The organism is Microbacterium paulum (assembly GCF_015707995.1).
GTDB lineage: Bacteria > Actinomycetota > Actinomycetes > Actinomycetales > Microbacteriaceae > Microbacterium > Microbacterium paulum.
The window spans coordinates 39404-54205 of the sequence record NZ_JAAGRY010000014.1 but is presented as its reverse complement, the minus strand read 5'-3'; the positions used below and the strand labels follow the sequence as shown (position 1 = coordinate 54205).

Here is a 14802-nt window from a genome sequence, read left to right as displayed (position 1 = left end):
GGCGGCGCCGGGCGCCGTCGTCGACGACGAGGGGCTCGCGCACGTCGGGTCTCCGAACGGCGAGCAGCGCGCCCTCGCCGCAGGTCGCGCCCTCGCACCGCTGGCCGCGCGCACCGTCCTCACGGTCTCGGGCCCCGACCGGCTCACCTGGCTCGACTCGATCACGTCGCAGGCCCTCGCGGGGCTCGCCCCCGGCGAGAGCACCGAGCTGCTCGTGCTCGACCCGCAGGGGCACATCGAGCACGCGGCATCCGTCGTCGACGACGGCGACCGCACCTGGCTCATCGTCGACCGTGCCCGCGCGGCGAGTCTCGCGGCCTGGCTCACCCGCATGAGGTTCCGGCTGCGGGTCGAGGTGCAGGATGCCTCTGACACGCACCGCGTCGTCGGCGGAACCGCCGCGGCGATCGCGCCGCTTCGCGCCGCCGCCGTCTGGCACGACCCGTGGCCCGGCGTCTCCGGCGGCGGCTGGGGTTACGCCGTGACCGAGCCGCACCCGGGCGCTGAGCGCGACTGGTCGGAGGCGATCGTCGAGACCGCCGAGTACGACGCCCTTGCGGCCGCAGCCGCCTCGGGCGCTCAGCCGGTCGCGGGGCACCTCGCCGCTGACGCCCTGCGCGTCGCGGCGTGGCGGCCGCGCGCCGACCGAGAGGCGGGGTCGGAGGGCGACGCGCGCACCCTGCCGCACGAGGTCGATTGGCTGCGCACCGCGGTCCATCTCGACAAGGGCTGCTACCGGGGGCAGGAGACGGTGGCGAAGGTGCACAACCTGGGGCATCCTCCCCGCAGGCTCGTGCTGCTGCAGCTCGACGGCAGCGACGCGGTGCTGCCCTCCGTCGGCGCCGCCGTGTCGCTGGTGCCGGTCGCAGGCGACGGCGACGACGCCGCGAGCGCACAGGTCGTGGGGGTCGTGACGTCGGTCGCGCGCCACCACGACGAGGGCCCGATCGCGCTGGCGCTCGTGCGCCGCACGACGCCCGTCGATGCGGCACTCGTGGTCGCGACCGGCGACGGCGCCGTCGCGGCCGCGCAAGAGGTCATCGTGCCGCCCGAGGCCGGGCGCACCGCCGCCGTGCCGCGCCTGCCGCGGCTTTCGCGCCGCCGCTGAGCGAGGCGACGATGAGCGGATCCGATCCCCACACCACCACGGTCGCGGTGCGCACCGGCTGGCGGGCGCGCCTCTCGCCGCGGCGCGGTCTCGAGCGGGTGCGTGATTCGGCGGGGGCGATCACCCAGATCGTCATCGCCGCGACGGCGGCGTTCGCGTTCGCCCACTACGCGCTCGGGCATGCGACCCCGCTGCTCGCGGCGACCGTGACGGTGTCGAGTCTCGGCCTGGTGCGCGACGCGCGCCCGCGGCGCGTGCTCGAAACCGTGATCGGCATGATCATCGGCATCCTCATCGCCGAACTCATCGTGCTGGTCGCCGGCATCGGCTGGTGGCAGCTGGGGATCACCCTCGCCGTCAGTCTCGTCGTCGCCCGTTTTCTCGCCGACCAGCCCGCGTTCGCGATCGCGGCGGCGATCCAGGCGGCGATCGTCATGGTGATTCCGGCGAGCGTGCCGTTCCTGCGCCTCGTCGACGGGATCGTGGGTGGCGTCGCAGCGCTCCTGGTGACCGCGCTCGTGCCGCGGAGCCCCCTGCGTCAGGTCGCGCACGAAGGCGCCGCCGTGATCGCGGCCTTCGACGACGCGGTGCTGACGCTCGTGCAGGCGCTCCGCCGGGGCGACCCGCGTCGCGCCGCGCGCGGACTCGAGAAGGCCCGGGCGCTGCAAGCGCCGTTGGATGCCTGGCGGCAGAGCATCGAGTCGGCGGCCGCCATCGCCCGCATCTCACCGTTCGTGCGGCGCCAGCGCAGCGAGTTCGAGCGCCAGGAACGGGTGCGCACCCACCTCGATCTCGCCACCCGCAACCTGCGCGTCATCGCGCGACGCGTCGTGTATCTCTGCGACGACGGGTCGCCGCGCCCGGTCGCCGCCGATCTGCTCGCCGAGCTCGCCACGGCGGGTCGGCTGCTCGCCGACGTGCTCACCGACATCTCGTACGAGCCGGTCGCGCGCGAGGCGGTGCGCTCGGTCGCGACGCGGCTCGACCCGGTCGTCATCGCCGCGGGCCGGTCGAGCGTCGACCAGAACCTCATCGGCGCGTTCCGCCCGCTCGCCGTCGACCTGATGACGGCGGCCGGCATGCCCGCCGACGACGCCCGCGCCGCGCTCCCGCGGGTCTGACGCGTCGGCGGGCTAGGCGGTCAGCGCGGGGCGACGGTGGCCCAGGGCACCGTCACCTCGCCGAGGCGCCACCGGGCGCGGCCCTGCACGGGCCAGCCGGCGTCGGCGAGGGCCTGCAGCGCAGTGCGCCAGCGCTGCTCGGCGCCGAACGGGGCGGATGCCACGGCGCGCACCCACTCGGCATCGAGCGCCTCGAGGAACGCGTGCACCCGCTCGCCGGGCACGTTCCGGTGGATGAGCGCCTTCGGCAGCCGTTCGGCGGCGATCGTGGGGGAGTCGAGCCCCGTGAGGCGCAGCGACAGCGTGAGCGAGCGCGGCGCGGCATCCGCCCCCACCTCGATCCACGTGCACACCCGGCCGAGCTCATCGCACGTGCCCTCGACGAGCATTCCGCCCGGCTGCAGCCGCGCCGCCATGCGCGCCCACGCCGCGGCGACATCGCCCTCGTCGTATTGGCGCAGCACGTTGAACGCCCGGATGACCGCCGGCCGCCGCGACGCCGGTTGGGCGGCGAGGGGAACCTCGAAGCCGCCGCGGGCGAACGAGACGTGCGCATCGGCCGCGAACGGGGTGCGCCCCGCGCGCACCTCGACAAGCTGCGCCTCGGCGCGGGCGACGCGCGCCGGGTCGATCTCGAGGCCCACGACCTCGACGTCGGGGCGCGCCCGGCGCAGCCGCGCCTCGAGCTCGAAGGCCGTCACGCCGCTCGCGCCGTAGCCCAGATCGACCACGAGCGGGTCGTCTGTGCGACGCAGCACGGGGTGCCGCGCGATCCACCGGTCGACGCGGCGCAGACGGTTCGTGTTGGTGGTGCCGCGGGTGATCTGCCCGACCACGGCCGCCCCGCCGGCACCGCCGCGTGCGCAGGGCGGTTTTTCCGGCGACATAACCCGATTTTGTCAGCGCTGTGCTCGGTAGGATGACGGTCATGACCGCTCCCTACACGCTGATCCTCCTCCGCCACGGGCAGAGCGAGTGGAACAAGACGAACCAGTTCACGGGCTGGGTCGATGTGCGCCTCACCGAGCAGGGGCGCGGCGAGGCCGCCCGCGGCGGCGAGCTGCTGAAAGAGTCGGGCATCCTGCCCGACGTGCTGCACACGTCTGTGCTCAGCCGTGCGATCCAGACGGCGAACATCGCCCTCGACACCGCCGACCGGCTGTGGATCCCGGTGAAGCGCTCGTGGCGCCTCAACGAGCGCCACTACGGCGCCCTGCAGGGCAAGGACAAGGCCGAGACCCTCGAGGAGTTCGGCAACGAGCAGTTCATGCTGTGGCGCCGCTCGTTCGATGTGCCGCCGCCGCCGCTGGACGACGACTCCCCGTACAGCCAGATCCACGACCCGCGCTATGCCGACATCGACGGCGAGGTGCCCCGCACCGAGTCGCTGAAGATGGTCATCGACCGCCTGCTGCCGTACTGGGAGGCGGAGATCAAGCCCGACCTCGCGAGCGGCAAGACCGTGCTCGTCGCGGCGCACGGCAACTCGCTGCGCGGCCTCGTGAAGCACCTCGACAAGATCAGCGACGCCGACATCGCCGAGCTCAACATCCCGACCGGCATTCCCCTCGTCTACACGCTCGACGAGAACTTCGAGCCGATCGAGCCCGCCCGCTACCTCGACCCCGAGGCCGCCGCTGCCGGCGCGGCCGCGGTCGCGAACCAGGGCAAGCACTGACCTGAACGACGAAGAGGGGATGCCACGCGGCATCCCCTCTTCGTCGTTTCGATGGTCAGTCGAGCGGCGGCTCGCCGCCGCCGACGATGACGGCGATCGCGTCGGTGTCGGGCGTCCAGTCGCCGGTCGCGAGGTAGGCGACCTTCTTCGCGACCGACACGGCGTGGTCGGCGAAACGCTCGAGGTAGCGGCTCGCGAGGGTCGCGTCGACGGTCGCGGCCGCCTCGCCCTGCCAGTTGTCGCTCAGCACCTTCTCGAAGACGGCCAGGTGGCGGTCGTCGAGCTGGTCGTCGAGGTTGCGAAGCGTCTCGACGAGGGAGAGGTCTTCGGTGCGCAGCAGCTCGGTGAGGGTGCGCGCCACCTCGACGTCGAGCTCGCCCATCTGGGTGAAGGTGTTCTTCAGGCCCTTGGGGATCGCGCGCTCCGGGAAGCGCATGCGGGTCAGCTGCGCGATGTGCTCGGCGATGTCGCCCATGCGCTCGAGCGAGGCGCTCACGCGCAGCGCCGCCACGACGATGCGAAGGTCACGCGCGACCGGCTGCTGGCGGGCGAGGATCTGGATCGCCAACTCATCGAGGGCGATCGCCTTGTCGTCGATCACCTGGTCTTCTTCGATCACCTCTTCGGCCAAGCCCACATCGCTCGTGCTGAACGCGCGCGTCGCCTTGTCGATCGCAACGATCACGAGCTCGCTGATCTCGACCAGGCGGGACTGCACGTCCTCCAGCGACTGGTGGAAAACTTCGCGCATCTTCGGTCTCTCCTCGAACGTCGGGGCGGCACGGATGCCAGGGGTGTGTGTGACCTGCGGTCACCGGCCGCGCCAAGCCTCCCGCGAAGTTAACCATCGAAGGTTAACGAACGGTGCCGGAGCGGTGAACAGTGCTCCGGCGCGCGAGCGCGGGGCTGATCTGCGTCAGGCGCCGCCTTCTGCCCACCCTACGCTGGAGACATGGACTCGACGCAGCTGGCGACCGTCGCCCTGGCGATCGGGGCGCTTCTGGGCGGTGGACTGGCGGCTCTCGTGCTGCTGGCGCTGCGCGCCCGCGACCGCGCCCGCGTCGAGGCGTCGCTCGAACTCCCCGACGGCACCCGGTCGGTGCTGCAGGGCATGGACGAGGTCGCCGTCGTCATCGACGCGTCGCTGCTGATCGCCGCCGCCTCGGCGCCGGCGGAACTGTTCGGCATGCACGAGGGGTCGACGCTCCCCGGCGACGAACTGCGCACCCTCGTGCGCACGGCGCGCCGGGCGGACCGCCCCGAAAGCGCGACCCTGCGCCTGCGGCGCGGGGTTGAGTTGCGCCTGGTCACCGCACGCGCGAGCATCATCACGCCGCGCCTGGCCCTCATCGTCATCCGCGACATCACCGAGCACGAGCGCGTCGAAGAGATGCGGCGCGACTTCGTGTCGAACACGAGCCACGAGCTGAAGACGCCGGTGGGGGCGATCACCCTCCTCGCCGAAGCCATCGACTCGGCCGCCGAAGACCCGGAGCAGGTGCGCCGCTTCGCGGCGCGGCTGAGCGCCGAGGCATCCCGTCTGGGTCAGCTCACCTCGCGCATCATGAACCTGTCGCGCCTGCAGTCCGCCGACGACCTCACCGAACTGCGCGACGTCTCGGTCGACGAGGTCGTCGCTGCCGCCATCGAGTCGCAGTCGATCGCCGCGGGGGCCGCCGGCATCTCTATCGTCCGCGGCGGCGTACGCGGCGCGTACGTGCGCGGCGACGTGCAGGTGCTCACCGAGGCGATCGGCAACCTCATGGCCAACGCCGTCGCCTACTCGCCGCCGGGCGCGCAGGTGGGGGTGGGGGTGAAGGCCGACGAGAGCGTCGTCGAGATCGCCGTCACCGATCGCGGCATCGGCATTCCCGAGAGCGAACAGCAGCGCGTGTTCGAGCGGTTCTACCGTGCCGACCAGGCGCGCTCCCGCCGCACCGGCGGCACGGGACTCGGCCTCTCGATCGTGAAGCACGCCGTGCAGCGCCACGGCGGCGAGGTCGAGCTCTGGTCGCGGCCCGGCAGAGGCTCGACGTTCACGGTGCGGCTCAGCGCGATCGAACCGCCCGAGAACACCCCGATCAAGGGAACCCGGCGCACCAAGCCGAAGAAGCAGAAAAGCAAGAAGAAGGCGGTCCGCGATGGCGTGCGGACGAAAGGAGACCTGTCATGACCCGCGTCCTGATCGTCGAAGACGAGCCCGACCTGGCGGATCCGCTGGCGTACCTGCTGCAGCGTGAGGGTTTCGACGTCGAGATCGCCGAAGACGGTCCCGCCGCCCTCGACGCGTTCGCCACGCGCGGCGCCGACATCGTGCTGCTCGACCTGATGCTCCCCGGCATGCCCGGCACCGAGGTGTGCCGAGTCATCCGCACGACCGCCAAGACCCCGATCATCATGCTGACGGCGAAAGACTCCGAGGTCGACATCGTCGTGGGTCTCGAGCTCGGCGCCGACGACTACGTGACGAAGCCCTATTCGTCGCGCGAGCTGCTCGCGCGCATGCGGGCGGTGCTGCGTCGCACGGCCGCGCAAGAGGTCGACGTCGACGAGCGCGTCGTCGACGGTGGGCGCGTCGTGATCGACATCGACCGGCACACCGTCGCCGTCGACGGCGAGGTCATTCCCATGCCGCTCAAGGAATTCGAACTGCTCGAGGTGCTCATGCGCAACGCCGGGCGGGTGCTCACACGCGGCCAGCTGATCGACCGGGTGTGGGGCAGTGACTACTTCGGCGACACGAAGACGCTCGACGTGCACATCAAGCGGATCCGCTCGCGCATCGAGAAGAACCCGTCGGAGCCGGTCATGCTGCTCACCGTGCGCGGGCTGGGATACCGCTTCGAGGCCTGAGGCCCGCGTCAGTTACCGGCCGCGCCGCCTGCCGGTCGCGGTCAGCTCTTCGGGACGAAGTCGGCGAGGTAGTGCAGGGTGCCGTCGAGCACGGGCACCGACTGGAGCACGCCCTCGCCGTCGCCCGACTGGAAGGTCACGTCGACGTCGGCGCCGGCGGGAGTGTCGAGACCCTCGAACAGCAGGGGCTCGGCGTCGTCGAAGCCGAGGCTCACCGTCGAACGGGCCGGAACGCGCACGCTCTTGTTGGCGCCGTCGACACCGACCAGCAGGGTCTGCGCCTTGTCGGTGTCGTTGACGATCGCGGCGAGGAAGTTCGCGTTCTCGCCCGCCTTGTCGGCGACGAACAGGGCGTTCCGCACCTTCAGGGGGCCCGACGCAGGAACGTTCACCCCGTCGGCGGGGGAGTAGGGGATGGTCGTCGCCTGGGGCGAGATCATGGCGCAACCGGTCACGCCCAGCAGGACGGCGGCGGCGAGGGCGACGGGCGCGAGGCGGCGCGTGTTCACGGGTCCTCCAGGTGACGGTGCGGGGCACCCGCCGCGGGGGCGGTGCCTCACCATTCTAGGGTGCGCGCGTGAGTGCCGCGGGTGCGTCGCAGCGGCCAGCCGGCGAACCTTAGCGTATGTCGGCTGTGGTATCCTTGAGGTTGCCGAAAGGACATAACTGCATGCTTTTTGAGGTTGGCGAGACGGTCGTCTATCCGCACCACGGCGCCGCGACGATCATCGAGGTCAAAGACCGGATCATCAAGGGCGAGACCAAGAAGTACCTGAAGCTGAATGTCACGCAGGGAGACCTCATCATCGAGGTTCCGGCGGACAACGTCGACCTGGTCGGCGTTCGCGACGTGATCGGCAAAGACGGGCTCGAGCGCGTCTTCGACGTGCTGCGCGCCGCGTTCACCGAAGAGCCCACGAACTGGTCGCGCCGATACAAGGCGAACCTCGAGAAGCTCGCCTCGGGTGACGTGATCAAGGTGTCCGAGGTCGTGCGCGACCTGTGGCGTCGCGACCAGGACCGCGGCCTGTCGGCCGGAGAGAAGCGGATGCTCGCCAAGGCGCGCCAGATCCTCGTCTCCGAGATCGCGCTCGCGCTCAAGGCCGACGAAGAGCACGCCGGCGGCGTGCTCGACGAGGTGCTCGCGAGCTGACGCTCCCGGCATCCGTGTCGCGGGTGCGCCAAGATGGCACTCATGAGTGCGGCTGCCGCGACGACGTCGTCGCCCGATCTGTCGGGCCGTGACCTCACCCTCGATCTCGCGCGGATCGCCTGCGTCGTCCTCGTGATCGTCATCCACCTGCTGCAGGTGGGCATCGGGCGTGCGCCCGATGGCTCGCTCGTGACCTCGCGCCCGGCCGAAGCGCAGCCGTGGTTCGACGCGGCCACGTGGGCGGGTCAGGTGATGCCGCTCTTCTTCGTCGTGGGTGGATTCGCCTCGGCGGCGGGGTGGGAGTCGTGGCGAGGTCGCGGCGGGGATGCCACGGGGTTCGTGCGCACCCGCACGCTGCGGCTCGCGCAACCGGCGTGGCCGCTGTTCGTCTTCTTCGCGGTCGTGCTCGGCGCGGCGGTGCTCGTCGGCGCTCCCTCCGACGTCGTCTCGGCGGCAGCGGTCGGCGCCGGGTCGCCGCTGTGGTTCCTGGCCGCGTACCTGCTCTGTCAGGCGCTCGTGCCGCCGCTGTTCACGCTGCACACACGCGCGCCCCGCGCCACGGTGATCGCGCTTTTCGCCGGTGTCGTGCTCGTCGACGTCGTGCGGTTCTCGACAGGGATCGCCGAGGTGGGACTCCTCAACCTGCTGTTGGTCTGGCCGCTCGCGCAGCAACTGGGGTTCTGGTACCGCGACGGTTGGTTCGCGCGCCGCAGCCCGCTGACGCTCGTCGTGATCGCGGTGGCCTGCTACGCGATGCTGTGGCCGCTGACGGCTTGGGGCCCCTACTCGACGTCGATGCTCGACAACCTCAACCCGCCGACGCTCCCGCTCGTGCTGCTGGGGCTGGCGCAGGCGTGCATCCTGTGTCTGTTGCGCCCCGCGCTCGAACGCCTCATGCGGGTGCGGTGGGTGCGTGGCTTCTCGTTCGTGCTGGGTACGCGGCTCATGACGGTGTACCTGTGGCACCTGCCGGTGATCCTCGTCATCTCGGGGATCACCCTGCTCGTCCCGGGTGCCGCGCCCGAGCCCGCATCGCCCGCGTGGTGGTGGACGCGTCCGCTGATGTTCGTCGTGGTGCTCGGCGGCGTGCTCGCGCTGTCGTTGCTCGTGGCGCGGTGGGAGGCGCTCGGCGTGCTCGGGCCCGCCCCGTCGCGCGCGGTCGTCGCCGTCGCGTGGCTGTGCGCGTTCGTGCCGCCGTTCGTCGTCATGCAGTGGTTCTTGAGCCCCGCCAGCGCACTGCTCGGTGCGGTGCTGCTCGGCATCGCCGTGCTGTTGCTGCGGCACCGCCTGTTCGCGCGGCAGCGCGTCGCTCAGTCGGTAGGGTCGCAGGCATGACGACCGATCCGCTCCTGCCCGTGCCCCGCCTCGCGATCATCGTGGTGGCGGCCGGATCGGGCACGCGCTTGCGCGGTGCGGCGCCGAAGGCGTTCGTCGGGCTCGACGATCGCACGATCCTCCGCCACGCCGTCGACGGCGTGTTCGCGGGTCCCCTCGCGCAGGTCGTCGTCGTCGCGCCGGCGGAGCGGGTCGGCGATGCCCTCACCGACGCGCGGGCGGCGGCGGGCGAGCGCCACGACCTCGTGAGCGTCGTGGCCGGCGGTGACACACGCCAGCAGTCGGTCGCCGCGGGCCTTCACGCCGTGTGGGCCGACGTCGACCTCGTGCTCGTGCACGACGCGGCCCGCGCCCTCACTCCGCCCGAGGTCTTCGAGCGGGTGGTCGGGGCGCTCCGCGCCGGCCACGACGCCGTGCTCCCCGTGCTGCCGGTGATCGACACGATCAAACGCGTCGACGCGGGTGCCGTGGTCGAGGCGGTCGACCGCTCGGCCCTCGCCGCCGCGCAGACGCCGCAGGGCTTCCGCCGGGTGGTGCTCGACGAGGCGTATGCCGAGGCATCCGTCGACCACACCGACGACGCTGCGCTTGTGCAGGCTGCGGGCGGCGACGTCTGGACCGTCGCGGGCGACGAGCGCGCCTTCAAGATCACGACCCCCGGTGACCTCGACCGTGCGCGCGCGCTGCTTGGCGCTGAGGCGACGGGCGACGGGGATGCCTCGCGCCCGGCCCCGGCCACCGTGGCGATTCCGCGGGTGGGGATCGGCACCGACGTGCACGCGGTCGGCGGAGAGGGCGCGCTGTGGCTCGCCGGGCTCGAGTGGCCGGGGGAACAGGCCCTGCACGGGCACTCCGACGGGGATGCGGTAGCGCACGCGATCGTCGACGCCGTGCTCGCCGCCGCGGGGCTCGGCGACATCGGCACGCACTTCGGCACCGACCAGCCCGAGTACGCCGGCGCGCACGCGGCCGCGTTCCTCGCCCGCACGAGGCAGCTCGTCGAGGCGGCCGGCTTCACCATCGGCAACGTGTCGGTGCAGGTTCAGGCCCGCCGGCCGCGGCTGTCGGCACGGCGCGGCGAAGCCGAGGCGGTGCTCACCGCAGCGCTCGGCGCCCCCGTCGCTCTCTCGGCGACCACGACCGACGGCCTCGGGTTCACCGGCACAGGCGAAGGGGTCGCCGCCTTCGCGGTCGCCCTCGTCGTGCCGCGCTGATCGCAGCGTCATTCAGCCGGCGGGCGCGCAACTGCAAGGGATTGTGGGCGACACGCGGGGATTCGGTCCCGTGATGCGGCGTGTCGGGCAGGAACCCTTGCAGTTCGGGCCGGCGGCGTCGCGAGCGCGGATGCCGGGGAGCACTCAGCCCTCGACGGCGTAGGGGGCCGGGTCGCTCGGCAGATCGGCGGCGCGCGCGGCGCGCGACGCGCGCGAACCCCAGGCGAGCAGCGCGAGGCCCGCCGCGAGCACGACGAGACCCGCCACGGCGAGCGGCGACAGGTGCTCGCCGAGCACGGTGAGGCCGAGGAGGGCCGCGGTCAGGGGTTCGGCGAGGGTGAGGGTGGCCGCTGTCGCCGCCGAAACGCCCTGGAGGCCCCACGTGAACAGCACGTAGGCGACCGAGATCGTCGCGAGCCCGAGCCACAGCACGAGGCCCAGCCCGCGCGGCTGCGCCACCCACGACACGTCGACGAACGACAGGGCGAGAGCGCTCACGATCGCGGCGCTCGCGCCCATGCCCCCGACGACGGTGAAGGCGTCCCACCCGTCGTCGAGCAGCCGTCGCTGCACGTTGGCGATGACAGCGAAGGATGCCCCGGCGCCGATCGCGCCCGCGACGCCGACCGGGTCGGTGCCCCCTGCGCCGCTCGCACCACCCAACCCGAGCAGCACCACACCCACGGTCGCGAGCGCCGTCGCGACGATCCAGGCACGCGAGGGAACCCGCCTCGTGAGCGCCCACTCCAGCAGGCCCGCCAGCACGGGCGCCGAGCCGAGCGCGATCACGGTGCTCACCGCGACGCCGTTGCGGGCCGTGCCGAGAAAGAACAGCGACTGATAGACCGCGAGGCACACGCCCGTGAGACTCATCAGCAGCAGGGGACGGATGCCGGGGCGCCCGCGCCCGGGAATGGGGGAGCGCCGGCGATGCTGCCGGGCGAGGGTGAAGGCGACCACGGCGAGGCCGGTGCCCCCGACGACCATGCGCATGACCCCGACCGCGAGCGGGGTGGTCTCGTGCGGTCCGAGCGCCTGCGCCGTGCCGGTCGTGCCGAACAGCACGGCGGCGGCGAGAATGGCGATCACAGAGAGCACACTCACCCTTGTACCGCATGGGTGTCGTTCGCGCACGTCGGCGCGGGCGCGCCAGCGCGCGCCCCCAGTCGTCACAGCACCCGTCGTCGCGGGCCCCCGCCGGTAGGCTGGTCGGGTGACGGTCCGGTTCTATGACACTCAGGCGCAAGCCCTGCGCGAGTTCGCGCCGCTCGACCCGTCGAACGTCACCATGTACGTGTGCGGCCCGACGGTGCAGTCGGGGCCCGGCATCCACCACCTTCGTGCGGCGCTCGCGTTCGACCTGATGCGGCGCTGGCTGGTGCGCCGCTACGGGCGGGTCACGTTCGTGCGCAACGTGACCGACATCGACGACAAGGTGCTCGCCAATGCGACGCCGACCGAGCCGTGGTGGGCGCTCGCGTACCGCATGGAGCGCGAGTTCACGGCGGCGTATGCGGCGATCGGCATCCTCCCCCCGACGTACGAGCCGCGCGCGACGGCGTCGATCCCGCAGATGCAGGAGCTCATCGAGACCCTCATCGAGCGGGGCCACGCCTACGCGGCGGGCGGCGACGTGTACTTCGACGTGCGCTCGTGGCCGTCGTACGGGTCACTGACCCACCAGAGCATCGACGCGATGGAGCCGGGCGAGGCCACCGCAGACACGGCCGCGAGCGCCAAGCGCGACCCGCACGATTTCGCACTGTGGAAGGCGGCGAAGGCGGGTGAGCCAGCGGATGCCACGTGGCACTCGCCCTGGGGCCCGGGGCGACCCGGCTGGCACATCGAGTGCTCGGCGATGAGCCGGCGCTACCTCGGGCCGCAGTTCGACATCCACGGCGGCGGCATCGACCTGCGCTTTCCGCACCACGAGAACGAGCTCGCCCAGTCGACGGCGGCGGGCGATCCGTTCGCGCGGTACTGGCTGCACAACGGCCTCGTGACCGTCGGCGACCAGAAGATGTCGAAGTCACTCGGCAACTTCTTGCTCGCCGAAGATGTGTTGCGAGACACCGACCCGCTCGTGGTGCGCTACGCCCTCGCCGCCGCGCACTACCGCTCGTCGCTCGAGATCGCACCCTCGACCTTCGCTGAGGCCGACGCCGCCCTCGGGCGCATCCGCGCCTTCCAGCAGCGCGCGGCGCGCGCGCTCGGCACGGCGCTGCCGCTCGTGGCCGCCGATCTGCCGCAGGCGTTCGCCGACGCTCTCGACGACGATCTCGGGGTGCCGCAGGCGCTCGCCGTCGTGCACGAGACGGTGCGCGCGGGCAACGCGGCGCTCGATCAGGGCGACCGCGACGCCGCGGCGCGCGCCCTCGTCGAGGTCGGCCGCATGACAGGCATCCTCGGGCTCAATCCCACAGACCCGCAGTGGCTGACAGATGCCGACGGGGCGCAGTCCCGGGCTCTCGATGTGCTCGTGCAAGAACTGATCGCCCAGCGCGCCGACGCGCGCGCGGGCAAAGACTGGGCGGCCGCCGACCGCATCCGCGACGCGATCGCAGATGCCGGCATCGTCCTCGAAGACGGTCCCGACGGGACCCATTGGAGCGTGAACCGTGGCTAAGCCGGGCAACCCCTCAGCGGGCAAGGGCAAGAAGAAGGGCCCCACGAAGGGCACGGGCGGCAACGGCCGCCGGGCGCTCGAGGGGCGCGGGCCGACCCCGAAGGCTGAAGACCGGGCCTGGCACCCGGCCGGCAAGCGCAAGGCCGCCGCCGAGCGTTACGCCGCCGCCGGCGGCAAGGGAAAGCCCGGTCAGCGCCCGGCGTCGCAGCGTGCGCCGAAGGCGAAAGCCGGCGACGACACCGAGAACGTGACGGGCCGCAACTCCGTGCTCGAGGCGCTGCGGGCCAAGATCCCCGCGACGGCGTTCTACATCGCCCAGCGCGTCGAGATGGACGACCGGGTGAAAGAGATGCTGTCGATCGCGACGCAGCGCGGCATTCCGGTGATGGAAGTCACCCGTCCCGAGCTCGACCGCATGGCCGGCTTCGACGGGGTGCACCAGGGCGTCGCGCTGAAGGTGCCGCCGTACGAGTACGCGCACCCGCAAGACCTGCTCGAGCAGATCGTCGACCGTGGCCAGACGCCGCTGCTGGTCGCCCTCGACGGCATCACCGACCCGCGCAACCTCGGTGCGATCATCCGCTCGACCGCCGCGTTCGGCGGCCAGGGCCTGATCATTCCGCAGCGGCGTTCGGCCGGCGTCAACTCGGCCGCGTGGAAGACGAGCGCGGGCGCCGCGGCGCGCATTCCCGTGGCGATGGCGCCGAACCTCACCACGACGCTGAAAGAGTTCAAGAAGCAGGGCGTGTTCGTGCTCGGTCTCGACGGCGGGGGAGACGTGTCGCTGCCCGCGCTCGAGCTGGCCGACCGGCCCGTCGTGATCGTCGTGGGCTCGGAGGGCAAGGGGCTGTCGCGCCTTGTCACCGAGACGTGCGACCAAGTCGTGTCGATCCCGATCTCGTCGGCGACCGAGTCGCTGAACGCCGGCATCGCGGCATCGGTCGCGCTCTACCAGGTGGCATCCATTCGCGCTGCGAGCGAGTGACCCGCCGCGGGAATAGGCTCCCGCGATGACGCCTTGTCACTGGGGAACCCAGGTGGAAACCGAGGAAAGGACTCCCATGTCAACCATCGCCGTCATCGGTGGCACCGGCTACGCCGGCCGCCACATCGTCGCCGAGGCCGCCGGCCGCGGTCACACCGTGCTCTCCGTCTCGCGCAAGGTCGCCGGCGACCGTGTGGCGGGCGTGACCTACGTCGAGGGAACGCTCCTCGACGTGCCGAGCCTGCTCACCGAGCTGCAGGGTGTGGATGCCGTGGTCATCGCGGTCTCGCCGCGCGGCGAGATGGAGGGCCTCGTGCGCCCCAACGTCGAGGCCCTCGCCTCGACGCTCCCCGATGACGTGCGTCTCGGTGTCGTCGGCGGTGCCGGCGGCAGCCTGGTCGCCCCCGGTGGACCGCGCCTGGTCGACACCGACTTTCCCGAGGCGTTCAAGGCAGAGGCCCTCGAGATGGTCGGCGTGCTCGACGACCTGCAGGCCGAGCAGTCGTCGCGCGACTGGTTCTTCATCCACCCCGCCGGCGGCTTCGGGGGGTTCAACCCCGGTGAGCGCCGCGGCACCTACCGCGACGGCGGCGATGTGCTCGTCGTCGACGAGAACGGTGAGTCGTTCATCTCGGGCGAAGATTTCGCGGCGGCCGTGGTCGACGAGATCGAGAACCCGAAGCACTCCCGCGAGCGCTTCACCGTCGGTTACTGACGCCCACTACTGAC

General features: G+C 72.0%; 15 protein-coding genes. 11 read left to right on the top strand and 4 right to left on the bottom strand.

All coding sequences use genetic code 11. From position 1 onward, the window contains the following. Both ygfZ and G3N18_RS05310 read left to right on the top strand, forming a co-directional pair. Window positions 1-1108: CAF17-like 4Fe-4S cluster assembly/insertion protein YgfZ (gene ygfZ / locus G3N18_RS05315; RefSeq protein ID WP_196383262.1), on the top strand; the 1108-nt coding region annotated here is incomplete at its 5' end. 11 nt (window positions 1109-1119) lie between these two features. Then, window positions 1120-2229 (top strand): FUSC family protein, encoded by a 1110-nt coding sequence (locus tag G3N18_RS05310; RefSeq protein WP_196383261.1) that lies wholly within the window; start codon window positions 1120-1122, stop codon window positions 2227-2229. Window positions 2230-2249: 20 nt separating this feature from the next. Here the strand turns inward: G3N18_RS05310 and G3N18_RS05305 are convergent, their stop codons facing one another. Continuing rightward, window positions 2250-3116: a class I SAM-dependent methyltransferase gene (locus G3N18_RS05305; RefSeq protein WP_196383260.1), complete on the bottom strand. Its 867-nt coding sequence runs from the start codon at window positions 3114-3116 to the stop codon at window positions 2250-2252. A 41-nt stretch (window positions 3117-3157) separates the two neighbouring features. Between G3N18_RS05305 and G3N18_RS05300 the strand changes: the two genes are divergently transcribed. Then, window positions 3158-3907, top strand: coding sequence for a phosphoglyceromutase (locus G3N18_RS05300; protein WP_196383259.1), 750 nt, complete (start codon window positions 3158-3160; stop codon window positions 3905-3907). A gap of 55 nt (window positions 3908-3962) precedes the next feature. Here G3N18_RS05300 and phoU read toward each other — a convergent pair whose 3' ends face one another. After that, complete coding sequence (gene phoU / locus G3N18_RS05295) at window positions 3963-4658, bottom strand: phosphate signaling complex protein PhoU (protein WP_196383258.1); 696 nt, start codon at window positions 4656-4658, stop codon at window positions 3963-3965. A 201-nt stretch (window positions 4659-4859) separates the two neighbouring features. On the opposite strand from phoU, the gene G3N18_RS05290 reads away from it, so the two are divergent. Next, the gene (locus tag G3N18_RS05290) at window positions 4860-6080 is read left to right on the top strand and encodes a sensor histidine kinase (protein ID WP_196383257.1); all 1221 of its coding nucleotides are present in this window, start codon (window positions 4860-4862) and stop codon (window positions 6078-6080) included. Beyond that, entirely contained in the window at window positions 6077-6760 is a 684-nt protein-coding gene (locus G3N18_RS05285) for a response regulator transcription factor (RefSeq protein WP_196383256.1), read from the top strand. The genes G3N18_RS05290 and G3N18_RS05285 overlap by 4 nt, the downstream gene beginning before the upstream one ends. 41 nt (window positions 6761-6801) lie before the next feature. Here G3N18_RS05285 and G3N18_RS05280 read toward each other — a convergent pair whose 3' ends face one another. Beyond that, on the bottom strand, window positions 6802-7269 hold the full coding sequence (locus G3N18_RS05280; RefSeq protein WP_196383255.1) for a DNA modification methylase: 468 nt from the start codon (window positions 7267-7269) through the stop codon (window positions 6802-6804). A gap of 161 nt (window positions 7270-7430) precedes the next feature. On the opposite strand from G3N18_RS05280, the gene G3N18_RS05275 reads away from it, so the two are divergent. The 3 genes from G3N18_RS05275 to ispD are packed head-to-tail and all read left to right on the top strand — an operon-like array spanning window position 7431 to window position 10462. Further along, window positions 7431-7913: a CarD family transcriptional regulator gene (locus G3N18_RS05275; RefSeq protein WP_196383254.1), complete on the top strand. Its 483-nt coding sequence runs from the start codon at window positions 7431-7433 to the stop codon at window positions 7911-7913. Window positions 7914-7955: 42 nt separating this feature from the next. Further along, on the top strand, window positions 7956-9248 hold the full coding sequence (locus G3N18_RS05270) for an acyltransferase family protein (RefSeq protein ID WP_196383253.1): 1293 nt from the start codon (window positions 7956-7958) through the stop codon (window positions 9246-9248). Further along, entirely contained in the window at window positions 9245-10462 is a 1218-nt protein-coding gene (ispD, locus tag G3N18_RS05265) for a 2-C-methyl-D-erythritol 4-phosphate cytidylyltransferase (protein WP_196383252.1), read from the top strand. The genes G3N18_RS05270 and ispD overlap by 4 nt, the downstream gene beginning before the upstream one ends. A gap of 144 nt (window positions 10463-10606) precedes the next feature. On the opposite strand, the gene G3N18_RS16445 is transcribed toward ispD, so the two are convergent. Further along, complete coding sequence (locus G3N18_RS16445; RefSeq protein ID WP_196383251.1) at window positions 10607-11560, bottom strand: EamA family transporter; 954 nt, start codon at window positions 11558-11560, stop codon at window positions 10607-10609. A 115-nt stretch (window positions 11561-11675) separates the two neighbouring features. Here G3N18_RS16445 and cysS point away from each other — a divergent pair, with 115 nt between their 5' ends. The 3 genes from cysS to G3N18_RS05245 all read left to right on the top strand — a co-directional run bounded on the left by cysS (window position 11676) and on the right by G3N18_RS05245 (window position 14788). Further along, the gene (gene cysS / locus G3N18_RS05255) at window positions 11676-13088 is read left to right on the top strand and encodes a cysteine--tRNA ligase (protein WP_196383250.1); all 1413 of its coding nucleotides are present in this window, start codon (window positions 11676-11678) and stop codon (window positions 13086-13088) included. Beyond that, entirely contained in the window at window positions 13081-14073 is a 993-nt protein-coding gene (gene rlmB, locus G3N18_RS05250) for a 23S rRNA (guanosine(2251)-2'-O)-methyltransferase RlmB (protein ID WP_196383249.1), read from the top strand. The genes cysS and rlmB overlap by 8 nt, the downstream gene beginning before the upstream one ends. Window positions 14074-14149: 76 nt before the next feature. After that, window positions 14150-14788 carry an NAD(P)-dependent oxidoreductase gene (locus tag G3N18_RS05245; RefSeq protein WP_196383248.1) on the top strand — a complete coding sequence of 213 codons (639 nt, stop codon included), beginning with the start codon at window positions 14150-14152 and terminating at the stop codon, window positions 14786-14788. Window positions 14789-14802 lie beyond the last annotated feature (14 nt).